Origin of the sequence: uncultured Brevundimonas sp. (genome assembly GCF_963975535.1) — a bacterium.
Lineage (GTDB): Bacteria > Pseudomonadota > Alphaproteobacteria > Caulobacterales > Caulobacteraceae > Brevundimonas.
On record NZ_CAXBHE010000005.1, the window covers coordinates 85,189 to 106,106 of the forward strand.

Here is a 20,918-nt window from a genome sequence, read left to right on the forward strand (position 1 = left end):
ACGAGACGATGGCGGGATTCTCCGCCCCGAGTAAAGCGACCGGATGAGCGACGAGAACGACAAGACCAACGAAGGCCAGGACCCGGGCACCCCGGCAGCGGGCGGCACGACGCCGTCCCAGACGGGCCCCCGTGCGCCGCTGAGCCTGAAGCCGCGCCCGACGGGCTCGGTCTCGACCGGCACCGTGCGCCAGAGCTTCAGTCACGGCCGGACCAAGACGGTCGTGGTCGAGACCAAGCGACGCCCCGGGGCAACGCCCGGACATCAACGCCCGCAGGGCTTTGACGTCGCCCGTCCGCGCCCCGAAACTCCGGCCCCCCAGGCCCCGCGTCCGACGGCCGCCCAACCCGCTGGCGGCAGCCTGTCGACCGAGGAGCAGGAAGCCCGCCGCCGCGCCATTGAACTGGCCACCAAGGCCCAGGCCGAACGGGCCAAGGCCGCCGCCGCCGAACAGGCCCGCCGCGACGCCGCGGCGCGCGAACAGGCGTCCGCGACCGAAAAGGCCGCCGCCGCCGCCCAGGCCGATGCCGCCGCCGCCCGGGCCGCCGCCGAGACCGCGCGCGCCGAGGCCGCCAAATTGGCTCCGGCCGCCAAGGCTCCGGCCCGTGCGCCCAAGGCTCCGGTCCCGGCCAAGGCCGAGCCCGCCGCTCCGACCGCCGAGGCTCCGGCCGCGCCGGCACCGGTCGCCGCCGCGCCGGTTGTCGAGACCCCCGCCGCCCCGGCCCGCCCGGCCCCGCCGGCCCGTCCGGTGGTCAATTTCGGCAAGCGCGTGCCCAAGGCCCCGACCCGGGCCCCGGCCGCCGCCGCCGACCGCCCCGCCTTCGGCGGTCGCTCGGCCCGTGAGGAAGCCATGGGCGGCGGTGAACGCGCCTATTCCGACCGTCCCCAGACGGCCCGCCCGCAGGGTGCGGCCGGACGGCCGGCCGAACCGGTCCGCTATTCTGCCCTGACGCCGCGTCCGGCACCCGGTGCCACCCGTCCCGGAGCCGCCCGCCCGGGTGCCGCCGGTCCGCGCGGTGCCAACCAGCCGCCGTCGACGCCCGAGGTCGCCCGTCCCAGTCGCGCGCCCGGTGGCGGCTTCGGCCGTCCGATCCGGCCCGAGGACGACCGCGACAAGCGCTTCTCCGACGCCGGCAAGGCTGTCAGCCGCACACGCGGCGAGCCCAAGCGCCGCGAAGGCCGCCTGACCATCCAGGCCCTGGCCGGTGACGGCGATACCGCCGAGCGCATGCGGTCGCTGGCTTCGGTCCGCCGCGCCCGCGAACGCGAGAAGGAAAAGCGCAAGGGTGGCTCCACCGATGCGCCGAACCGTCCGCGTGAAGTCGTCATTCCCGACATCATCACCGTCGGCGATCTGGCCAACCGGATGGCCGTGCGCGGTGTCGACATCGTCAAATTCCTGATGCGTCAGGGTCTGATGGTGAAGATCACCGACGTCATCGACACCGATACCGCCGAACTGGTGGCCGACGAGTTCGGCATGACCGTGCGTCGCGTCTCGGAAAGCGACGTCGAGACCGGCTTCCTCGCGCCCGACGATGACAGCGGGGCGACCACGCCGCGCGCCCCAGTCGTGGCCATCATGGGTCACGTCGACCACGGCAAGACCTCGCTGCTGGACGCCCTGCGCACCACCGACGTCGCTTCGGGCGAGGCCGGTGGCATCACCCAGCACATCGGGGCCTATCAGGTCCGTCTGCCCAACGACGCCCGCGTCACCTTCCTCGACACCCCGGGTCACGCGGCGTTCAGCGCCATGCGGGCCCGCGGGGCTCACGTCACCGACATCGTGGTCCTGGTCGTGGCCGCCGACGACGGCGTCATGCCCCAGACTATCGAGGCCATCCAGCACGCCAAGGCGGCCGGGGCTCCGATGATCGTGGCCGTCAACAAGATCGACAAGCCGGACGCCAATTCGCAGAAGGTCATCAACGAGCTGCTGCAGCACGAGGTCATCTCCGAGAGCCTGGGTGGCGACACCCAGATCATCGAGGTCTCGGCCAAGAACCGCACCAATCTGGACGGTCTGATCGAGGCCATCCTGGTCCAGGCGGAAATGATGGACCTGCGCGCCAATCCGGAGCGTTCGGCAGAAGGCGTGGTCATCGAATCCAAGCTCGACAAGGGCCGCGGCCCGGTCGGCACCGTCCTGGTCAAGCGCGGCACGCTGAAGCGCGGCGACATCGTCGTGGCCGGCTCCGCCTGGGGCAAGGTTCGCGCCCTGCTCAACGAGCGCGGCGAACAGCTGGACGCGGCGGGTCCCGCCATTCCGGTCGAGATCCTCGGCCTCGACGAGGCTCCCGGCCCCGGCGAACCCTTCGCCGTGGTCGAATCCGAGGCCCGTGCCCGTGAACTGACCGACTATCGTGACCGTCTGCGTCGCGACAAGGCCACCGGCGGTATCAACCAGGTGTCGCTGGTCGACATGATGTCCAAGCTCCAGTCCAAGAAGGTCTCGGAACTGCCGGTCCTCATCAAGGCCGACGTCCAGGGTTCGGCCGAGGCCATCGTCGGTTCGCTCGACAAGATGGGCAACGACGAGGTCCGGGCCCGCACCATCATGTCCGGTGCCGGCGGTATCACCGAAAGCGATGTCCAGCTGGCCAAGTCGGCCGGTGCGCCCATCCTCGGCTTCAACGTCCGTGCCTCGAAACAGGCCCGCGAACTGGCCGAGCGTGAGGGCGTGGAAATCCGCTACTATTCGATCATCTACGACCTGCTGGACGACATCAAAGGCGTGCTCTCGGGCATGCTGGCCCCGCTCCAGCGCGAAACCTTCCTCGGCAATGCCGCCGTGCTGCAGGTGTTCGACATCTCCAAGACCGGCAAGATCGCCGGTTGCCGGGTGTCGGAGGGCGTGGTTCGCAAGGGGGCCAAGGTCCGGATCATCCGCGACGACGTGGTGGTTCTGGAACTGGGCACGCTGGCAACGCTCAAGCGCTTCAAGGACGAGGTCAACGAGGTCCCGGCGGGCCAGGAGTGCGGTATGCATTTCCAGGGCTTCCACGACATCAAGGCCGGCGACTACATCGAGTGCTTCACCGTCGAAGAGATCCAGCGCACGCTGTAATCCGGCCCGCCTCCCCGTCGCCGCGCGGCGGGGAGGCTACGCCCGACTTCCGCCGCAACCGGACCGGATGATGCTGTCATGCGTCCCCTGCTGATCCTTGCCCTGCTCCTCGCGGTCCCGGCCGGCCCCGCGGCCGCCGGCGACACCCGCTATCTCGCCTATGACGCCGCCGATCGGCTGACCCAGGCGCTGACCCGGGGCGTGACCCTCGAGGTCGAGCGCAGCCTGTTCGGATCCATCAGCGTGCGCCGACTGATCTCCACGAGCCAGCGCGGCTCGGCCGAAATCCGCCGTGGCGGGCCTGAGCGCGTGCGCGACGCCCTGCCCGAGGGTGTCACCGCGCCGAACATCTACAGCATCGCTCCGGTCGGCGACGGCCGTGGCCTCAGCCGGGCCCTGTGCCCGGGGGCCGAGGAGACCTGGCTGGCGATCGGGCGCGTGCGGCTGGCCCGCCCGCTCGAACTCCATGCGGTCGGCCGCTGGTCGGACGGAACCCTGCGCCACTGCGTGCGACTGGCCTACAACTGGCGCGGTGAGTGGTCGATGCCGCCGGCCGGGCCCGGCCTCGACGAACCGCCCCCGCCGCCGACCAGTCGCTAGCCGATCCGGGCACGCAACTGGACAGGGCGGTCGGTCAGGACTAGACCCCGCCCCTTCGCTTTTCCGTCCGGGTCCGATCCCCGGCGAGCGTGGAGGACCTCACATGAGTAACCGCAAGCCCAAGGGTGCCAAGCCCGCCGCCAAGGCCGGCACCGTCAGTCAGCGCCAGCTGCGCGCCTCGGAAATGATCCGCCATGCCCTCGTCGAGGTGATGCGCGAGAACGAAATCCGCGACCCGGCCCTGACCGGCGTCTCGATCACCGTCACCGAGGTGCGGCTGTCGCCGGACCTGAAGCACGCCACCTGTTTCGTCGAACCGCTCGGAGCGGGGATCGAGACCGACCCTGTCGCGGGCCATGTCGATGAGATCGTCAAGGCGCTGAACGTCCATGCCAAATTCCTGCGCGGAGCCCTGGGTCGGCATATCGAGATGCGTTTCACCCCCGACCTGCGCTTCCGTCACGACGTCAGCTTTGCCGCCGCCGAGCGGCTGAACCGGATCCTCGACAACCCCCGCGTCCAGGCCGACGTCTTCCGCGTCCCGGTCGAGGACGACGAGAACGACGCTCCGGATCCCGGCCCTCAAGCGGCGCGCAGCGCGTCAGGGCCAAGGGAAGGCTCCTGATGGGTCGCCAGAAGAAGGGCGATCCCATCCACGGCTGGGTCTGTCTCGACAAGCCGTTCGGCATGGGCTCGACCGAGGCCGTCTCGAAGGTTCGCCGCCTGTTCAACGCCCAGAAGGCCGGTCACGCCGGTACGCTCGACCCCCTGGCCAGCGGCATCCTGCCGATTGCGCTGGGCGAGGCGACCAAGACCGTGTCCCAGATGATGGAGGCGCAGAAGATCTATCGCTTCACGATCAACTGGGGCGTTTCGACCGCCAGTGTCGACCGCGAAGGCGAGATCATCGGCCGGTCGGACGTGCGCCCGTCGGTCGAATCCGTGCGTGCGGCCCTGCCGGGTTTCGTCGGCGAGATCGACCAGACCCCGCCGCGTTTTTCGGCCATCAAGGTCGACGGCCAGCGTGCCTATGACCTGGCCCGGGACGGGGCCGAATTTGAACTGGCCAGCCGCCGCGTCACCATCCATGAGGCGGCCGTCTCCGCCAGTCCCGACGCCGACCATGTCGAGATCACCATCCGCACCGGCAAGGGCGTCTATGTCCGCTCCCTGGCGCGCGATCTGGCCCTGATGCTGGGGGCCGAGGGGCATGTTTCGGCCCTGCGCCGCGAGCGGGTCGGGCCGTTCTCGACCGATAACGCCGTGACACTGGATATTCTCGCCGATCTGGTGCATAGGGACGCCGCCTTGGAAGGTCTTCTTCCCGTGGCGACCGCCCTGGACGACATCCCGGAGCTGGCCGTTACGGATCAAGATGCCTTCTCGCTTCGGCAGGGACGGCCGATCGTACTGCTCCCCAGACAGGTCGAAACACTCAAGAGCCGCCTTCGGGAGGGCTCAAGAACCGTTTCCGCCTTTCAGGGCCAGACGCTCGTGGCGCTCTGCGAGATGCGGGCCGGTCGGCTTGAACCCGACCGCGTCTTTAACCTCTAGCCTGCCCGCCCGCCACCAGTAGCGCGCCGCGCGACAGGCCCATCAAGGAGCCACCCGATGTCGATTACTGCTGAACGCAAGGGCGAAGTTATCGCCGACAACGCCCGCACCTCGGGCGACACCGGCTCCGCCGAAGTCCAGGTCGCGATCCTCACCGAGCGCATCGCCAACCTGACCGAGCACTTCAAGACCCACAAGAAGGACAACCACTCGCGCCGCGGCCTGCTCAAGATGGTCTCGCAGCGTCGTCGCCTTCTTGACCACCTGACCAAGGTCGATCGCGAGCGTTACACCGCCCTGATCGGCAAGCTGAACCTGCGCCGCTAGGCCCCGGTTTTCCGCGGAAGTCATTCTCGAGGCGCGCGACGGTCACGTCCGCGCCTCGTTCCGCACCTAAGTACCGGCGCGCCGCCGGACGTATCGGCGCATGACGCGAGGGCCAGACCGGTCCTCTTTTACTCCAGGGTCTTCCGCGATGGCGCGGCGACCTCCGGATCGAAGGACTGAACGCCCGACGCTCCACCCGATTATGGGACCCCGCGCGGAATCCGCCCGCGGGACGACGAAAGACAAAACATGTTCGATATCAAACGCAAGACGATCGACTGGGCCGGCCGCCCGCTGACGCTGGAGACGGGCCGTATCGCCCGCCAGGCCGACGGTGCCGTTCTGGCCACCTACGGCGAGACCGTTGTGCTCGCCACGGTCGTCTACGGCCGCGCGCCCAAGCCCGGTCTCGACTTCTTCCCCCTGACCGTCAACTACCAGGAAAAAACCTTCGCCGCCGGCAAGATCCCGGGTGGCTATTTCAAGCGTGAAGGTCGCCCGACCGAGAAGGAGACCCTGGTCTCCCGCCTGATCGACCGGCCGATCCGCCCGCTGTTCGTCAAGGGTTTCAAGAACGAGACCCAGGTCGTCATCACCGTGCTGCAGCACGACATGGAAAACGATCCGGACGTGCTGGGCATGATCGCCGCCTCGGCCGCCCTGACCATCTCGGGCGTCCCGTTCATGGGTCCGATCGGCGCGGCCCGCGTCGGCTATGTCGACGGTGAGTTCGTCCTCAACCCGACCCTCGACCAGCTTCCGGACAGCCAGCTCGACCTCGTCGTCGCCGGCACCCAGGACGCCCTGATGATGGTGGAGTCCGAGGCCAAGGAACTCTCGGAAGACATCATGCTCAACGCCCTGATGTTCGCGCATCGCGGCATGCAGCCGGTGATCGACGCGATCATCGACCTGGCCGAGCACGCCGCCAAGGAGCCCTTCGACTTCCAGGCCGACGACGTCTCCGCCATCGTCACCGACATCAAGAAGCTGGTCGGCGAGGACATCAAGGCCGCCTACACCCACGTCGCCAAGCACGCCCGTCACGAAGCGGTCGGCGCGGCCAAGAAGAAGGCCTCCGCCGCCCTGGTGAAGACCGACGAGAACCCCGACGGCGTCGACGCCTCGCGGTTCGGCGTGGCCTTCAAGGAATGTGAAGCCAACGTCCTGCGTCGCGACATCATCGACAACAGCCACCGCGTCGACGGCCGTGCCCTCGACAAGGTGCGTTCGATCGTCTCGGAAGTCGGCGTCTTCCCGCGGACCCACGGTTCGGCCCTGTTCACCCGCGGTGAGACCCAGGCCATCGTGGTCGCCACCCTGGGCACCGGCGAGGACGAGCAATACGTCGACGCCCTGGCCGGGACCTACAAGGAGAAATTCCTCCTGCACTACAACTTCCCTCCCTATTCGGTCGGCGAGACCGGTCGGATGGGCGGCGCGGGACGTCGGGAAATCGGTCACGGCAAGCTGGCCTGGCGGGCGATCCGTCCGATGCTGCCGACCTCGGAAGACTTCCCCTACACCATCCGCCTGGTGTCCGAGATCACCGAGTCCAACGGTTCGTCCTCGATGGCCACGGTCTGCGGGGCCTCTCTGGCGCTGATGGATGCCGGCGTGCCGCTGGTGCGTCCGGTCTCCGGCATCGCCATGGGCCTGATCCTCGAGCCCTCCGGCGAGTTCGCCATCCTGTCCGACATCCTGGGTGACGAAGATCACCTCGGCGACATGGACTTCAAGGTGGCCGGCACGCGCGAAGGCATCACCAGCCTGCAGATGGACATCAAGGTCGCGGGCATCACCGAAGAGATCATGCGCAAGGCGATCGCCCAGGCTTCGGCCGGCCGTCTGCACATCCTCGACGAGATGGACAAGGCCATCGACGGTGCCCGCACCGAGCTGGGCGAGTACGCGCCCAAGATCGAGTCGATCAAGGTTCCGACCGACAAGATCCGCGACATCATCGGCACCGGCGGCAAGATCATCCGCGAGATCGTCGAAAAGACCGGTGCCAAGGTCAACATCGAGGACGACGGCACCGTCAAGATCGCCGCCTCGGACCAGGAAAAGATCGACGCCGCCAAGGCCTGGATCTCGTCGATCGTGTCCGAGCCCGAGCCCGGCACCATCTATTCCGGCAAGGTCGTGAAGGTCGTCGACTTCGGGGCCTTTGTGAATTTCTTCGGGGCCAAGGACGGCCTGGTCCACGTGTCCCAGATCGCCCTGGAGCGCGTCGCCAACCCGGCTGACGTCCTGACCGAAGGCCAGGACGTCAAAGTCAAATTCCTCGGCTTCGACGATCGCGGCAAGACCAAGCTGTCGATGAAGGTCGTCGACCAGACGACCGGTGAGGACCTTACCGACAAGATCAACGCCGACCGCGCCGAGCGTGGCGAACCGGCGCTGACCGAGGACACCGGCGGCGGTGGCCGCAAGCGTGAAGGCGGCGGTGGCGGCGGTGACCGTGGTCGCAGCCGTCCGCGTCGCGACTAGATGCCGACCGGGCCGGTATCCGGTCTGAATTGATGAAGGCCCCGCCGGCGACGGCGGGGCCTTTTTCATGCGCGACGACGGACCGGGTCAGGAGTGCGCGGATCCGGTATCGGCGGCGCGGCACAGGACCATGGCCCAAAGGGCATAGCCGAGCGTGATCAGGGTCGCCGTGGCCACCACCGCCATGGCCAGGGTGTCGGCGACGGCCAACGGGGCGAAGGCCCACAGCGCCGCATGAACCAGGCCGGCCAGGGTCAGGGACCAGCCCCCGACCCGCAGGGCCCGCTGTTCACGGGCGTCGGCCGCGGCGCCGCGCCAGCGACGGATCTGTTTGGGCATCCGGTTGGCGAAACCGGCCAGGATCAGGCCGATGGCCACCTGGACCCCGCGACGGGCGGTCTCGCCGTCGATCAGGCCATTGCCTTCGGCGAGTCTCAGGCCGGCGGCCAGGGCCAGCAGCAGACCGGCGAGGATCAGGGCGGGAAACAGGGTCTTGAGAGTCATGCGAGGGGTCCTTTGCTGGGTTTGGTGCGCCGGGGTGCCGGATCGGGGTCGGCCGTGCCGGTCGCGGCACCGGCCCCGATGCCGAAGGACTGGGAGAAGCCCAGCAGGGCCTCCTCCAGCACCGACAATTTGAGCCGGTAGGTGACGGTCGTGCCCTGTTTGCGGCTGTCGACCAGATCGGCCTCGCGCAGCACGGCGAAATGGGCCGACATGGTCGGCTTCGAGACCGGAAAATGGTCGCACAGGGCCCCGGCCGTCATGGGCTGCGCCCGCAACAACTCCAGCACCCTGCGGCGCGTCGGATCAGCCAATGCCTTGAATACCCGGTTCATGTATCAATGATTAGCTAAGTATCTAACATTGTCAAGCGCGCGTTCGCCGGGCCGTCCGACCCCTGCGTTTCCGGGGCCGCGGACGCGATCCGTCCCGGGCGGAAAAGTCGCTGAAATCGGAGAGATTTCCGCCAACGGTGGCCGTGAATATTCCAGTTCTCCAACGCCGATATATCTGCAATAGAAGAGGTGGCTGGTATCGGCGGCCGGTTAGTACAGCGTGTCCTCTTGGGCGAAAAATCCGGCTCCCGGTCTGGTCCGGTCAGTGTCGCCTGGTCCCTGTCATCCGACGGGCGTTCCGATGCCTTCGACGGCTACCGGCAATCGATCGCCGACCTCTATGACGTCTCGGAGGTCGCCGCCGCCGGGGCCACCGGTTTCAGCAGTCAGACCACCGCCTACGGTTTCGGCACCGGATCGGTCGCCCGGGCCCTGTCCGTGCCCCAGACCCTGACCCGGGGTCCGGGCCAGATCGGTCGTTCGGGCATCGACCATATCAGCGTCATCCTGAACCAGACCCGCACGGTCGGGGATTGCGACGGCCGCAATGTGGATGCGGCGGCCGGGTCGGTGCAGTTCCGGGACCTGGCCCGTCCCTCGGCCTCGCGGACCGACGGAATCGACGTCATCAACCTCATGGTCCCGCGCAGCAGCCTGCCGTCCTGGCTGGCGGGGCGGGGTCTGCACGGCCTGGTTCTGCCCTCAACCGGCGCCGGCGGACAGCTGGTCAGCTCGCACCTGCGCACGCTGTGCGACGTCGCCGGCGACCTGTCCGAGGACGAAGGGGTGGCCGCCATCGAGGCGACCTTCGTCATCGCCGAACGCTTACTGGGCAAGACAGGCCTCGTGACCCCGCTGCAGACCGAAGCGATCCATCGCACCATTCGCCAGCGCGCCCTGCGCCTGATCGACGCCCTTCTGTCCCAGGGACCGATCGAGACCGCATGGATCGCCTGCTCGCTGGGGGTCTCGCGCAGCAGCCTGTACCGCGCCTTCGAATCGACCGGCGGCGTCCAGGCCTGTATTCTCAACCGGCGGCTGGATCGCGCCTATGTCGCCATCCGTATGCATCAGGCCACCCTGCCGCCGCTCGCCGAGATCGCGACCCAGCATGGCTTTTCCGGCGAGACCGCGTTCGTCCGGGCCTTCCGCGAGCGTTTCGGCTTCCGGCCCGACGGAGTCCCGCGCTGGATCCGGGCCGATCCGGGCCAGAACGCCCTGTCCGGAACGTCGGGCGTCTACGACCGGGCCGCACACGAAGTCATCCTGGACTGGTTACGGCCCCGCGGCCTCGGCTGAGCACGGCAACCTGTCAGGCGGTGCATTCGGGCGGGCGGGCCTCGTCCGGTCCATACATGGCGCAGGAGCGGTCGATTTCCCCCTGGATCAGGGCGCAGCGATTCTGGACGTTGCATGGCGGGCGGGTGGCCGGGCTGACCTGGATGCACCGCTCGACCAGCCGGCCCGCGGCGGCAGCCCCGACTTCGGACAGACAGGACCCCTCGACCCCGGCCGCAGCCGGCGACAGGCCGGGATCGACCTCCTCCTGGGGCGGGGCGTCAGCCGGCATCACGATTGCCGGGGGGGCCACGACCTCGACGGCGTCGACCGGCGTCTCCCCGGGTTTGTCACAGGCCGAAAGGATAGACAGGCCGGCGAGAAAGGCGAGGGCGTGGGCGGTGCGCATGGCAGGTCTCCGGTCGTCGGGTCGGTCAGATCCCGCACGATGCCCCGGTTCGCCGCACGACGATACCCCGAAGCCACAGGCGGGACATCCGCACGGGGACCGGGACGCGCTCCGGGCCGGCCGTCCCGGGACCAAGGCCACAAACGGGCCCCGCCGGCACCCGGGCGCGGGTTCTCCGACCTGAAGAACCCGGCCACGTCGCGCCCTAGCGCTTCAGCGCAGCCCGCTGCAGGGCGAACAGATCGGCACAGCCGCCCTCGGCCAGCTGGAACAGCCGGTCGAACTCGGGCCGCGAAAAGCCGCGCTTCTCGCCGGTGGCCTGGATCTCGACGATCTGGCCCGCGCCGGTCAGGACGAAGTTGGAATCGGCCTCGGCGGTGGAGTCCTCCTCATAGTCGAGGTCCAGCACCGGCAGGTCCTGAAACACGCCGCATGACACCGCGGCGACCTGGTCGAGGATCGGGTCGGTCTTCATCACCCCCTCGGCGCGCAGATAGTCAAAGGCACTGGCCATGGCCACCCAGGCCCCGGTGATGGCCGCCGTGCGCGTGCCGCCGTCGGCCTGGATCACGTCGCAGTCCAGCACCACCTGACGCTCGCCCAGGGCCTTCATGTCGACCACGGCCCGCATCGAGCGACCGATCAGACGTTGAATCTCCTGGGTCCGGCCGGACTGCTTGCCGCTGGCGGCCTCGCGCCGGCCACGCGTATGGGTCGCCCGCGGCAACATGCCGTATTCGGCGGTGACCCAGCCCTGGCCGCTGTTGCGCATCCAGCCCGGCACCTTGTCCTCGACCGAGGCCGTGACCAGAACCTTCGTGTGGCCGAACGTCACCAGGCACGACCCCTCGGCATAGCGGTTGACGCCGGTTTCCAGCGTCACGGCACGCAGCTGGTCGGGTTGACGTTCCGAGGGGCGGATCGAGGTCATTTGACGTTCCTTCTGGCAAGCGGGAGCGGCGCTGCTTATCCTGAAAGGGTGAGCCTGTATGCCCCCAACCGTTCACCGTTCGGCCCCACCCCCCTCGCCGCAGGGGGCGGACTGGCTGCGCTTGACGGCCGGGCCCGCGATATTTTCCGCCGGATCGTCGAATCCTATCTCGAGACCGGCGACCCGGTCGGCTCACGCACCCTGTCGCGCGGCGGCGTCCATCTGTCCCCGGCCTCGATCCGCAACACCATGCAGGACCTGACCCTGGCCGGTCTGCTCGCCGCCTCGCACAGTTCGGCGGGTCGCATCCCCACCCATGCCGGCCTGCGCCTGTTCGTCGACGGCCTGCTCGAGATCGGCGACATCGGCCAGGAAGAGCGGCGCGAGATCGACGGTCGCCTCGCCGGCCGCGGCCGCGGCTTCGATGAGGCGCTGGACGAGGCCACCAACCTGCTGTCCGGCCTGGCCGGGGGGGCCGGCATCGTCGCCTCACCCGTGCGCGACGCCGGCGTCAAACACGTCGAATTCGTCGCCCTCGGCCACGATCAGGCGCTGGCCATCCTCGTCGGCGACGACGGTTCGGTCGAGAACCGCATCATGCCGCTGTCGGCGGGAGTCACCCCCTCGACCCTGCAGGAGGCCTCCAACTTCCTCAACGCCCGCCTCAAGGGTCGCCCGCTGGCCGAGGCCCGCAGCGAGATGGGGGCCGAACTGGCCGCGGCCCGCCAGGCCCTGGACGCCGCCGCCGCCCGGCTGGTCGAGGACGGCATGGCCGCCTGGTCCGGCGGGGCCGAGCGCGACCGTTCGCTGATCGTGCGCGGCCGCGCCAACCTGCTGCACAATCGCGAGACGGCCGAGGATCTCGAGCGCGTACGGGTCCTGTTCGACGACCTTGAGCAGAAGGAACAGCTGATCGGTCTGCTCGACGGGGTCTCCGAGGCCCAGGGGGTACGCATTTTTATCGGGGCTGAAACACGGTTGTTTTCATTGTCGGGTTCCGCCTTGATCGCCGCACCCTATATGACGGGCCGACAGAGGGTCGTCGGCGCCATCGGCGTCATCGGCCCCGCGCGACTGAATTACGCCCGAGTCATCCCGCTGGTGGACTACACCGCCCGGGTGCTGGGAAGAATGCTGGACGGACAGGACACGTGAGCGACATCAACGACGACCCCATCGATACCGAACTGGAAGCCGACATCGCCCAGGCGAGCGGCCCCGAGACCCCGGATGACGGCCTCGGCCCGATCGACGCCCTGATCGCCGAGCGCGACGAGTGGAAGGACCGTGCCCTGCGCGCGGCCGCGGAGGCCGACAACACCCGGCGTCGCGCCGAGGGCCAGATGAATGACGCGCGCGCCTACGCCATCCAGCGCTTCTCCAAGGATCTGCTGGGGGTGGCCGACAGCCTGCAGCGCGCCCTGACCGCCGCGCCGCGCGACGCCGATCCCGTGGCCACCAACCTGGTGACCGGTCTGGAGCTGATCGAGAAATCCCTGCTGTCGGCCTTCGAGGCCAACGGCCTGAAGCGGGTGGCCCCCGAGGCGGGCGAAACCTTCGATCCGCATCAGCACCAGGCGGTGATGGAGCAGCCGTCGGACACGGTCGCGGGCGGGACGGTGATCCAGACCCTTCAGCCCGGCTTCGCCCTGTTCGGCCGCACGGTGCGGCCGGCCATGGTCGTGGTGGCCGCCCGGGGTTCGGGCCCGACGGCCGGAACCGCCCCTGCCGGCTCCAACCCCTACGAAAAGGCTGACGAAACCGGCGGCCAGTTCGACGAGACGGCCTGAAATCAGGTCTTCAGCTTCGCCGCAAACAAGGCGAGCAACCGGCTCCACCCGTCCGCTGCGGCGGCGGGTGTGTAGCTGGCCCGGTAGTCGGCGTGAAAACCGTGCGGGGCCCCGGGATAGACGGTGATCTCGTCTCCCGAGGCTCCGGCCCGGGCCAGGGCCAGGCGCATGGATTCCACGCTCGACAGCGGAATACCCCGATCGTTTTCACCATAGAGGCCGATAACCTGACCCTTCAGGTCGTCAGCCAAGTCGACCGGCCAGGGCGCGCTGGCGGCCCTCTGCTCCGGCGTCGCCCCCTCCGGCGGGGCCAGGCGTCCGTACCAGGCGACCCCGGCGTCGATCGCGGCGAACCGGGCCGCGGCCTGCCAGACCACCTTGCCGCCCCAGCAGAAGCCGGTGATCCCGACCCGCTCGCTGTTGGCCCAGAGCTGCTGGCTGGCCCAGTCCAGGGTGGCGGCCACATCGCCCATCACCTGCTCATAGCCGGCGGCGGCCACGATGGCCTGGACCTGCTGCATGTCCTCGAGCGGGGCCGGGTCCGCGACCCGGACGAAGAAGGCCGGCGCGATGGCCGCATAGCCGGCCCGGGCCAGCCGGCGGCAGATGTCGCGGATATATTCATGCACCCCGAAGATCTCGGACACGACGATGACCACGGGAAAGGGTCCCTCTCCGTCGGGCCGGGCGACATAGGCCGGCAGGTCAAAGCCGTCGGGCGCGGGATAGGTCACATCAGCGGTTACCAGGCCCTCGGCACTGGTCGTCACCGGCCGGGCGTCCTGGGCCAGGGCCGCGGTGGCATAGCCGGCGAAGAACAGCCCGCCCAGCGCGCGGCGGCTGAAGCGAAAATCATCGGAGGTCTGGCCTTCAGGCCGGATCAGCACAGTCATCAGGGGAAGCTCCGGACACGGACGGGAACATCCACAGTGACCCTGAGCCGGGCCGGGTGTCGAGTCACGAACCCCTGATCCCGGTCCCGGTTTAACGGGCCCGGCGCAGGGTCAGGTTCAGTCGTCCCCCGCCGGACAGCAGTCGCGACGTGTCCGGGAGAATCCGGTCGATGCCGTGCCGCGCCAGCCGCGCCGGTCCGGTCAGGGCACAGACGTCCCCGGACGCCAGCCGCACCACCCGCGTCGGACCGCCCGCCGCCGGACCGATGCGGAACACGGCCGTGTCCCCGAGCGAGACCGACAGGACCGGTGCCGTCAGGTCGACCTCGTCCCGGTCCTGGTGCAGGCCCATGCGGGCCGGTCCCCTGTACAGATTGACCAGGCAGGCGTCCGGCGGGGCGTCGTGGCCGGTCAATCGCTCCCATAGGTCCAGCAGCAGGGGCGGAATCGCCGGCCAGGGTCGTCCGCTCACCGGATGGAGCGGCTGGTAGCGATAGCCGGCCCGGTCAGAAACCCAGCCCAGCGGTCCGCAGTTGGTCATCAACACCGAAAACGGCCGGCCGCCCGGCGTCTCGGGCCGATAGAAGGGGGCCCGGGCCACCACCGTCCGGACCTCGGCCAGCAGCCGGGACTGGTCCGGCGGTCCCAGCGCGCCCGGCCAGTAGCGGAAGCCCTCCAGCCCCGTCTCAAGCTGCCTGGCCGTCGCCATCCCGGGCCTCCTGGCGCTCCATGCGCCCGTTCGTCAGGGAAAATCGCGAAAGGACGGGCAAATAGACCCCGGAATCACGCCGCGTGGCGACGAAGCCCTTGCGACCCCTGAGGTCTTTCCCATATCCGCAACAACCGGAGAAGGCCCCGAACGTCTCGGAGCTTTCCGCCCGGATCATCCTGACCCCTGAACCGTATGGGGGCGATCCTGAGCCGCGCTTCCTTGAAGGCCGCCGCATCGCCCGCCGCTGGAGTGAAAGAAAAAAGCCCATGGCCAAGATCATCGGCATCGACCTCGGCACGACCAACTCGTGCGTCGCCGTCATGGACGGCAAGAATCCGAAGGTCATCGAAAACGCGGAAGGCAACCGCACGACCCCGTCGGTCGTGGCCATCCAGGACGGCGGCGAGACCCTCGTTGGCCAGCCCGCCCGCCGTCAGGCGGTGACCAACCCCACCAACACCCTGTTCGCGATCAAGCGCCTGATCGGGCGGAATTTCGACGATCCGGTGGTGGCCAAGGACAAGAAGATGGTCCCCTACGAGATCGTCAAGGGACCGACCGGCGACGCTTGGGTGCGCGCCAACGGCAAGGATTATTCGCCGCAGCAGATCTCGGCCTTCACCCTCGGCAAGATGAAGGAGGCCGCGGAGGCCTACCTCGGCGAGACCGTGACCCAGGCCGTCATTACCGTCCCGGCCTATTTCAACGACGCCCAGCGTCAGGCGACCAAGGACGCCGGCAAGATCGCCGGCCTCGAGGTGCTGCGCATCATCAACGAGCCGACCGCGGCCGCCCTGGCCTATGGCCTGGAGAAGAACGAAGGTCAGAAGATCGCCGTCTATGACCTCGGCGGCGGGACCTTCGACGTCTCGATTCTCGAGATCGGCGACGGCGTGTTCGAGGTGAAGTCGACCAATGGCGATACCTTCCTCGGCGGTGAGGATTTCGACCTGCGTCTGGTCGACTACCTGGCCGACGAGTTCAAGAAGGAACAGGGCGTCGACCTGCGGTCCGACAAGCTGGCCCTGCAGCGCCTCAAGGAAGAGGCGGAAAAGGCCAAGAAGGAGCTCAGCTCCACGACCCAGTACGAGGTCAACCTGCCGTTCATCACCATGAACGCCTCGGGCCCGCTGCACCTGAACATCAAGCTGTCGCGCGCCAAGCTGGAAGCCCTGGTCGACGACCTGGTCCAGCGCACGATCGAGCCCTGCGCCAAGGCGCTGAAGGACGCGGGCCTCAAGGCCTCGGACATCGACGAAGTGGTGCTGGTCGGCGGCATGACCCGCATGCCGATGGTCCAGGAGGCCGTGAAGAAATTCTTCGGCAAGGAGCCGCACAAGGGTGTGAACCCGGATGAGGTCGTGGCCCTGGGGGCCGCGGTCCAGGCCGGTGTGCTGCAGGGCGACGTCAAGGACGTGCTGCTGCTCGACGTGACGCCGCTGACCCTGGGCATCGAGACCCTGGGCGGTGTGTTCACCCCGCTGATCGAGCGCAACACCACCATCCCGACCAAGAAGAGCCAGGTGTTCTCCACCGCCGACGACAACCAGTCGGCCGTGACCATCCGGGTCTTCCAGGGCGAGCGGCCGATGGCCTCGGACAACAAGGTGCTGGGCCAGTTCGACCTGATGGGCATCCCGCCGGCACCGCGCGGCATGCCCCAGATCGAGGTCGCCTTCGACATCGACGCCAACGGCATCGTTCATGTGACCGCCAAGGACAAGGCGACCAACAAGGAACAGTCGATCCGGATCCAGGCCAACGGCGGCCTGTCCGATGACGACATCGAGAAGATGGTCAAGGAGGCCGAGTCCAATGCGGCCGCCGACAAGACCCGCAAGGACCTGGTCGAGGCCGTGAACGCGGCCGACAGCCTGGTCCACTCGACCGAGAAGGCCATGGCCGAACACGGCGACAAGGTCGGCGCGGACGAGAAGGCGGCGATCGAAACCGCCCTGGCCGAGCTCAAGGCGGCCAAGGAGGGCACCGACGCCGAGGACATCCGGACCAAGACCAATACCCTGGTCCAGGCCTCGATGAAGCTGGGTGAGGCGATGTACGCCAACCAGCAGGGCGAGGGTGCCGCCGATGAGGCTCCCGCCGACGACGGTGTGGTCGACGCCGAGTTCGAGGAAGTCTCGGGCGAGGGCGACGACAGCGACGACGAGAAAAAGAGCGCCTGATCAGGCGCTTGACATGAACAGGGCCCCGCTTGTCAGCCGGCAGGCGGGGTCTTGTCATGAAACTTGCATCATTTGACCCGGCCCCCATGTCAGTGGGGTCGACCGATCCGGACCAGCGCCCGGCAAGAGGCACGGTCCGTCGGCCAGGGGTAAGAGGACAAACGCCTGATGGCGCGTGATTATTACGAAATTCTGGGCGTCGAGCGCACGATCGATGCGGCGGGGCTCAAGTCAGCCTATCGCAAGCTCGCGATGGCCCACCATCCCGACCGCAACGGCGGCTGTGATGAATCCATGGCCCGGTTCAAGGAAATCTCCGAGGCCTACACGGTCCTGTCGGACGAACAGAAGCGCGCCGCCTACGACCGGTTCGGTCATGCCGGGGTCAACGGCGGCGGCGGCGGTGGTCAGCAGGGCTTCCACGACGTCAACGACATCTTCTCCCAGGTGTTCGGCGACGCCTTCGGCGATGTGTTCGGCGGCCGGGGCGGTCGCCAGCAGCAGAGCGGACCGCGCCGCGGCTCGGACCTGCGCTACGATCTGGAGATCACCCTGGAACAGGCCTATCGCGGGGCCGATGTCGAGATCGGCGTCCCCTCGACAGCCACCTGCGACGGCTGCGAAGGGTCGGGCGCGAAAAAGGGCACCAAGCCGGTCACCTGCACCACCTGCCAGGGGGCCGGACGTGTGCGCCAGGCCAACGGCTTCTTCCAGGTCGAGCGAACCTGCCCGCGCTGCGGCGGCGGCGGCCAGATGATCGCCGAGCCCTGCACCACCTGCCATGGCCACGGTCAGGTCCGCAAAACCCGCAAACTGGCGTTGAAGGTCCCGGCCGGGGTCGACGACGGCTCGCGCATCCGCCTGTCGGGCGAGGGCGATTCCGGGCTGCGTGGCGGGCCGCGCGGCGACCTCTATGTCTTCCTGTCCGTCACACCGCATGAATTGTTCGAGCGGGACAACCTCGACCTGCTGGTGACGGTGCCCGTGCCGATGACCACCGCGGCCCTGGGCGGCGAGATTGACGCCCCCTGCCTGGTGTCCGAGGCCTGCGACGGCCAGTGCAAGGCCCGGGTCCAGGTTCCCGCCGGGGCCCAGACCGGCAAGACGGTCCGCATCAGGGGCAAGGGCATGCCCCACCTGAACGGGCGGCAGCGCGGCGACCTGCTGGTCGAGCTGTTCGTCGAGACTCCGACCGACCTGACCGCCCGCCAGCGCGAGCTGATGGAAGAACTGGCCGGGACCTTCGGCGCGGACCAGAGTCCGCGCAATTCCAATTTCGCCGGCAAGGCCAAGCGCTTCTGGGCCGATATCCTGGGCGGTGAGCCTCCGGCCTCCGGCGCGGCCCCGGGTTCGAAAGAAACCACCGCGTGACGGCCCTGTTCCACGCCGGGATTTCGGGGGCCCGGGGTCGAATGGGACGCGCGGTCTCCCAGGTGCTCGACGCCCGCGAGGATGTGGTGGTCGCGGCCCGTTTTGACCGGGGCGAGACGGCCGACCTCAGCCTGTGCGACGTCATCATCGACTTTTCGACCCCGGACTCGTCCATGGCCCTCGCCCGCACCTGCGCTGAACGGGGCGGTCCCGCCCTGGTGATCGGCTCGACCGGCTTCAGCGAGGCCCAGGAGGTCGAACTGGCGGCCGCCGCCGCCAGTGTGGCGATCGTGCGCAGTGGCAATTTTTCTCTCGGGGTGAATGTGCTGATCGGGCTGGTCGAACAGGCCGCCCAGCGCCTGGACGCCCGCGACTGGGATATCGAGGTGCTGGAAGCCCACCACCGGCGCAAGGTCGACGCCCCCTCGGGAACGGCCCTGATGCTGGGCGAGGCCGCCGCCGCCGGACGCGGCGCGGACCTCTCCGACCTGAAAAGCCCGCCCTATGACGGCCTGACCGGCGAACGCGAACCGGGCCGGATCGGCTTTGCCACCCTGCGCGCCGGCGGCATCGTCGGCGAACACACGGTCATGTTTGCCTCGGAAGACGAGGTCGTCACCCTCAGTCACAAGGCCATCGACCGGTCACTGTTCGCGCGGGGGGCCGTGGCCGCGGCCGCCTGGGTCCGCAAACGCCCGCCGGGCCTCTATGACATGCAGGACGTCCTCGGCTTCCGCCAGGCCTAGGTCCTGGCAGGCTACCGACCCGTCGACCCGAATCCGCCCGTACCCCGCGCCGTGTCATCGAGTGCGTGAACCTCGACCATGGTCGCCTGCGCATGGCGGGCGATGACCATCTGGGCGATGCGGTCGCCGCGACGAATGACAAAGGGTTCGGCCCCGAGGTTGGCGAGGATCACCCCGACCTCGCCGCGATAGTCGCTGTCGACCGTCCCGGGCGTGTTCAGGCAGGTGACGCCGTGTTTCAGGGCCAGACCCGAGCGCGGCCGGACCTGGGCCTCATAACCCGGTTCCAGGGCAATCTTCAGCCCGGTCGGCACCAGGGCCCGCGCCCCCGGGGCCAGGGTCAGGGGCTGGTCATCGGCGATCGCGGCGCGCAGATCCATGCCGGCCGATCCGGCGGTCTCATAGGCCGGCAGCGGCAGGCCCGCCGCATGGAGCAGGCGTTCGATACGCACGGTCGTCATGGACGGCAGGCTCCGGTCGGGGTCAGGCGAAATGATCGACGATGCGGTCGACGAGGGTGCGGGCCACATCGGCCTTGGACTGGCGCGGCCAGACGTCCTCGGACCCACCGCGCTGGAACAGGGTCACCGAATTGCTGTCGGCTCCGAACACATCATCCGAAACGTCGTTGGCGATGATCCAGTCACAGCCCTTGCGGGACAATTTGGCCCGGGCATTGGTCTCGAGATCGGCGGTTTCCGCGGCAAAGCCTATGACCAGGGCCGGCCGGTTCGGGCCCGGCGCGGACAGGCCCGCCAGGATGTCGGGATTCTCGATCAGGGCCAGCGACGGCGGACCGCCCGGGGCCTTCTTGATCTTGCCGCCCGCGACCCCGTCAACGCGCCAGTCCGCCACGGCGGCGGACATGACGGCGATGTCGGCCGGCAGGGCCGCATCGACCGCCGCCTTCATCTCCACAGCCGTCTCGACCCAGACCCGGTGCACACCCCCGGGCGCGTCCAGACCCACCGGCCCGGAGACCAGGGTCACCGCGGCCCCGCGTTCGGCCAGGGCGGCGGCGATGGCATAGCCCTGTTTGCCGCTGGACCGGTTGGTCAGGCCCCGGACCGGATCGATCGGCTCAAAGGTCGGCCCGGCCGTCACCACGGCCCGACGCCCGACCAACGACCGTTGACCGCCGTCGGTCAGCAGGGCGCAGATCGCCGACAGGATCGCCGCCGGTTCCGCCATGCGGCCCGGGCCGAATTCCCCGCAGGCCATCTCGCCCTCGTCCGGCCCGACGGTTGTCACGGCATGCAGGCCGCCAAAGCCCCTGAGGCGCGCCAGATTGGCCTGAACCGCGGGATGCTGCCACATCCGCACATTCATCGCCGGAGCCATCAGGACCCGCTTGTCGGTGGCCAGAAGGGTGGTCGAGGCCAGGTCATCGGCCAGGCCGTTGGCCGCCTTGGCGATCAGGCCCGCCGTGGCCGGGGCAACGACCACCAGATCGGCCCAGCGCGACAGCTCGATATGGCCCATGGCGGTTTCGTCCTCGGGCGAGAACAGGGCGTGGTGCACCGGATGGCCGGACAGGGCCGCCAGCGACAGGGGCGTAACGAACTGCGCCCCCCCGTCGGTCAGGACGGTGCGCACGCCGGCCCCCGCCTTGCGCAGCAGGCGCACCAGCTCCAGCGCCTTGTAGGCGGCGATGCCGCCACCGACGATCAGCAGGACTCTTCGGGCGTTCAACGAGACCTCGGACATCCCGCTCCTCTAGCGAGG

Annotated in this window: 20 protein-coding genes; 12 read left to right on the forward strand and 8 right to left on the reverse strand. The window is 68.8% G+C overall.

Annotation, left to right across the window (positions count from 1 at the left end; genetic code table 11):
• Positions 1–43 precede the first annotated feature (43 nt).
• The 6 genes from infB to pnp all read left to right on the forward strand — a co-directional run bounded on the left by infB (position 44) and on the right by pnp (position 8,044).
• A complete protein-coding gene (gene infB / locus AACZ75_RS08550; protein WP_339872424.1) occupies positions 44–3,070 on the forward strand; it encodes a translation initiation factor IF-2 in 3,027 nt (1,008 codons plus the stop codon).
• 78 nt (positions 3,071–3,148) lie between these two features.
• Entirely contained in the window at positions 3,149–3,670 is a 522-nt protein-coding gene (locus AACZ75_RS08555; protein ID WP_339872425.1) for a hypothetical protein, read from the forward strand.
• Positions 3,671–3,773: 103 nt separating this feature from the next.
• The gene (gene rbfA, locus AACZ75_RS08560; protein ID WP_339872426.1) at positions 3,774–4,295 is read left to right on the forward strand and encodes a 30S ribosome-binding factor RbfA; all 522 of its coding nucleotides are present in this window, start codon (positions 3,774–3,776) and stop codon (positions 4,293–4,295) included.
• Positions 4,295–5,224, forward strand: a complete 930-nt coding sequence (gene truB / locus AACZ75_RS08565) for a tRNA pseudouridine(55) synthase TruB (RefSeq protein WP_339872427.1) — start codon at positions 4,295–4,297, stop codon at positions 5,222–5,224. Before rbfA ends, truB begins: the two co-directional genes overlap by 1 nt.
• 57 nt (positions 5,225–5,281) lie before the next feature.
• A complete protein-coding gene (gene rpsO / locus AACZ75_RS08570) occupies positions 5,282–5,551 on the forward strand; it encodes a 30S ribosomal protein S15 (protein ID WP_339872428.1) in 270 nt (89 codons plus the stop codon).
• A 249-nt stretch (positions 5,552–5,800) separates the two neighbouring features.
• Positions 5,801–8,044, forward strand: coding sequence for a polyribonucleotide nucleotidyltransferase (gene pnp / locus AACZ75_RS08575; RefSeq protein ID WP_339872429.1), 2,244 nt, complete (start codon positions 5,801–5,803; stop codon positions 8,042–8,044).
• 87 nt (positions 8,045–8,131) lie between these two features.
• Here pnp and AACZ75_RS08580 read toward each other — a convergent pair whose 3' ends face one another.
• Both AACZ75_RS08580 and AACZ75_RS08585 read right to left on the reverse strand, forming a co-directional pair.
• On the reverse strand, positions 8,132–8,548 hold the full coding sequence (locus AACZ75_RS08580; RefSeq protein ID WP_339872430.1) for a hypothetical protein: 417 nt from the start codon (positions 8,546–8,548) through the stop codon (positions 8,132–8,134).
• A complete protein-coding gene (locus tag AACZ75_RS08585) occupies positions 8,545–8,880 on the reverse strand; it encodes an autorepressor SdpR family transcription factor (protein WP_339872431.1) in 336 nt (111 codons plus the stop codon). Before AACZ75_RS08585 ends, AACZ75_RS08580 begins: the two co-directional genes overlap by 4 nt.
• Before the next feature lie 228 nt (positions 8,881–9,108).
• Between AACZ75_RS08585 and AACZ75_RS08590 the strand changes: the two genes are divergently transcribed.
• Entirely contained in the window at positions 9,109–10,179 is a 1,071-nt protein-coding gene (locus tag AACZ75_RS08590; RefSeq protein WP_339872432.1) for a helix-turn-helix domain-containing protein, read from the forward strand.
• A gap of 13 nt (positions 10,180–10,192) precedes the next feature.
• Here the strand turns inward: AACZ75_RS08590 and AACZ75_RS08595 are convergent, their stop codons facing one another.
• Together AACZ75_RS08595 and rph are read right to left on the reverse strand one after the other, a co-directional pair.
• Positions 10,193–10,567: a hypothetical protein gene (locus tag AACZ75_RS08595; protein ID WP_339872433.1), complete on the reverse strand. Its 375-nt coding sequence runs from the start codon at positions 10,565–10,567 to the stop codon at positions 10,193–10,195.
• Positions 10,568–10,772: 205 nt separating this feature from the next.
• Positions 10,773–11,489: a ribonuclease PH gene (rph, locus tag AACZ75_RS08600; protein WP_339872637.1), complete on the reverse strand. Its 717-nt coding sequence runs from the start codon at positions 11,487–11,489 to the stop codon at positions 10,773–10,775.
• A gap of 120 nt (positions 11,490–11,609) precedes the next feature.
• Here rph and hrcA point away from each other — a divergent pair, with 120 nt between their 5' ends.
• Together hrcA and grpE are read left to right on the forward strand one after the other, a co-directional pair.
• Complete coding sequence (gene hrcA, locus AACZ75_RS08605) at positions 11,610–12,653, forward strand: heat-inducible transcriptional repressor HrcA (protein WP_339872638.1); 1,044 nt, start codon at positions 11,610–11,612, stop codon at positions 12,651–12,653.
• Complete coding sequence (gene grpE / locus AACZ75_RS08610) at positions 12,650–13,288, forward strand: nucleotide exchange factor GrpE (protein ID WP_339872434.1); 639 nt, start codon at positions 12,650–12,652, stop codon at positions 13,286–13,288. Before hrcA ends, grpE begins: the two co-directional genes overlap by 4 nt.
• Before the next feature lie 2 nt (positions 13,289–13,290).
• Here the strand turns inward: grpE and AACZ75_RS08615 are convergent, their stop codons facing one another.
• Both AACZ75_RS08615 and AACZ75_RS08620 read right to left on the reverse strand, forming a co-directional pair.
• Positions 13,291–14,181, reverse strand: a complete 891-nt coding sequence (locus AACZ75_RS08615) for a dienelactone hydrolase family protein (RefSeq protein WP_339872435.1) — start codon at positions 14,179–14,181, stop codon at positions 13,291–13,293.
• A 91-nt stretch (positions 14,182–14,272) separates the two neighbouring features.
• Entirely contained in the window at positions 14,273–14,890 is a 618-nt protein-coding gene (locus AACZ75_RS08620; protein WP_339872436.1) for an alpha-ketoglutarate-dependent dioxygenase AlkB, read from the reverse strand.
• A gap of 269 nt (positions 14,891–15,159) precedes the next feature.
• On the opposite strand from AACZ75_RS08620, the gene dnaK reads away from it, so the two are divergent.
• The 3 genes from dnaK (at position 15,160) to dapB (ending at position 19,193) form a co-directional block, all read left to right on the forward strand.
• Entirely contained in the window at positions 15,160–17,076 is a 1,917-nt protein-coding gene (gene dnaK, locus AACZ75_RS08625) for a molecular chaperone DnaK (RefSeq protein WP_339872437.1), read from the forward strand.
• Between the two features lie 168 nt (positions 17,077–17,244).
• On the forward strand, positions 17,245–18,447 hold the full coding sequence (gene dnaJ, locus AACZ75_RS08630) for a molecular chaperone DnaJ (RefSeq protein WP_339872438.1): 1,203 nt from the start codon (positions 17,245–17,247) through the stop codon (positions 18,445–18,447).
• The gene (gene dapB, locus AACZ75_RS08635) at positions 18,444–19,193 is read left to right on the forward strand and encodes a 4-hydroxy-tetrahydrodipicolinate reductase (protein WP_339872439.1); all 750 of its coding nucleotides are present in this window, start codon (positions 18,444–18,446) and stop codon (positions 19,191–19,193) included. The genes dnaJ and dapB overlap by 4 nt, the downstream gene beginning before the upstream one ends.
• A gap of 11 nt (positions 19,194–19,204) precedes the next feature.
• Here dapB and dut read toward each other — a convergent pair whose 3' ends face one another.
• The gene (gene dut, locus AACZ75_RS08640; protein WP_339872440.1) at positions 19,205–19,654 is read right to left on the reverse strand and encodes a dUTP diphosphatase; all 450 of its coding nucleotides are present in this window, start codon (positions 19,652–19,654) and stop codon (positions 19,205–19,207) included.
• A 22-nt stretch (positions 19,655–19,676) separates the two neighbouring features.
• Positions 19,677–20,900, reverse strand: a complete 1,224-nt coding sequence (gene coaBC / locus AACZ75_RS08645) for a bifunctional phosphopantothenoylcysteine decarboxylase/phosphopantothenate--cysteine ligase CoaBC (RefSeq protein WP_339872441.1) — start codon at positions 20,898–20,900, stop codon at positions 19,677–19,679.
• Between the last annotated feature and the right edge of the window lie 18 nt (positions 20,901–20,918).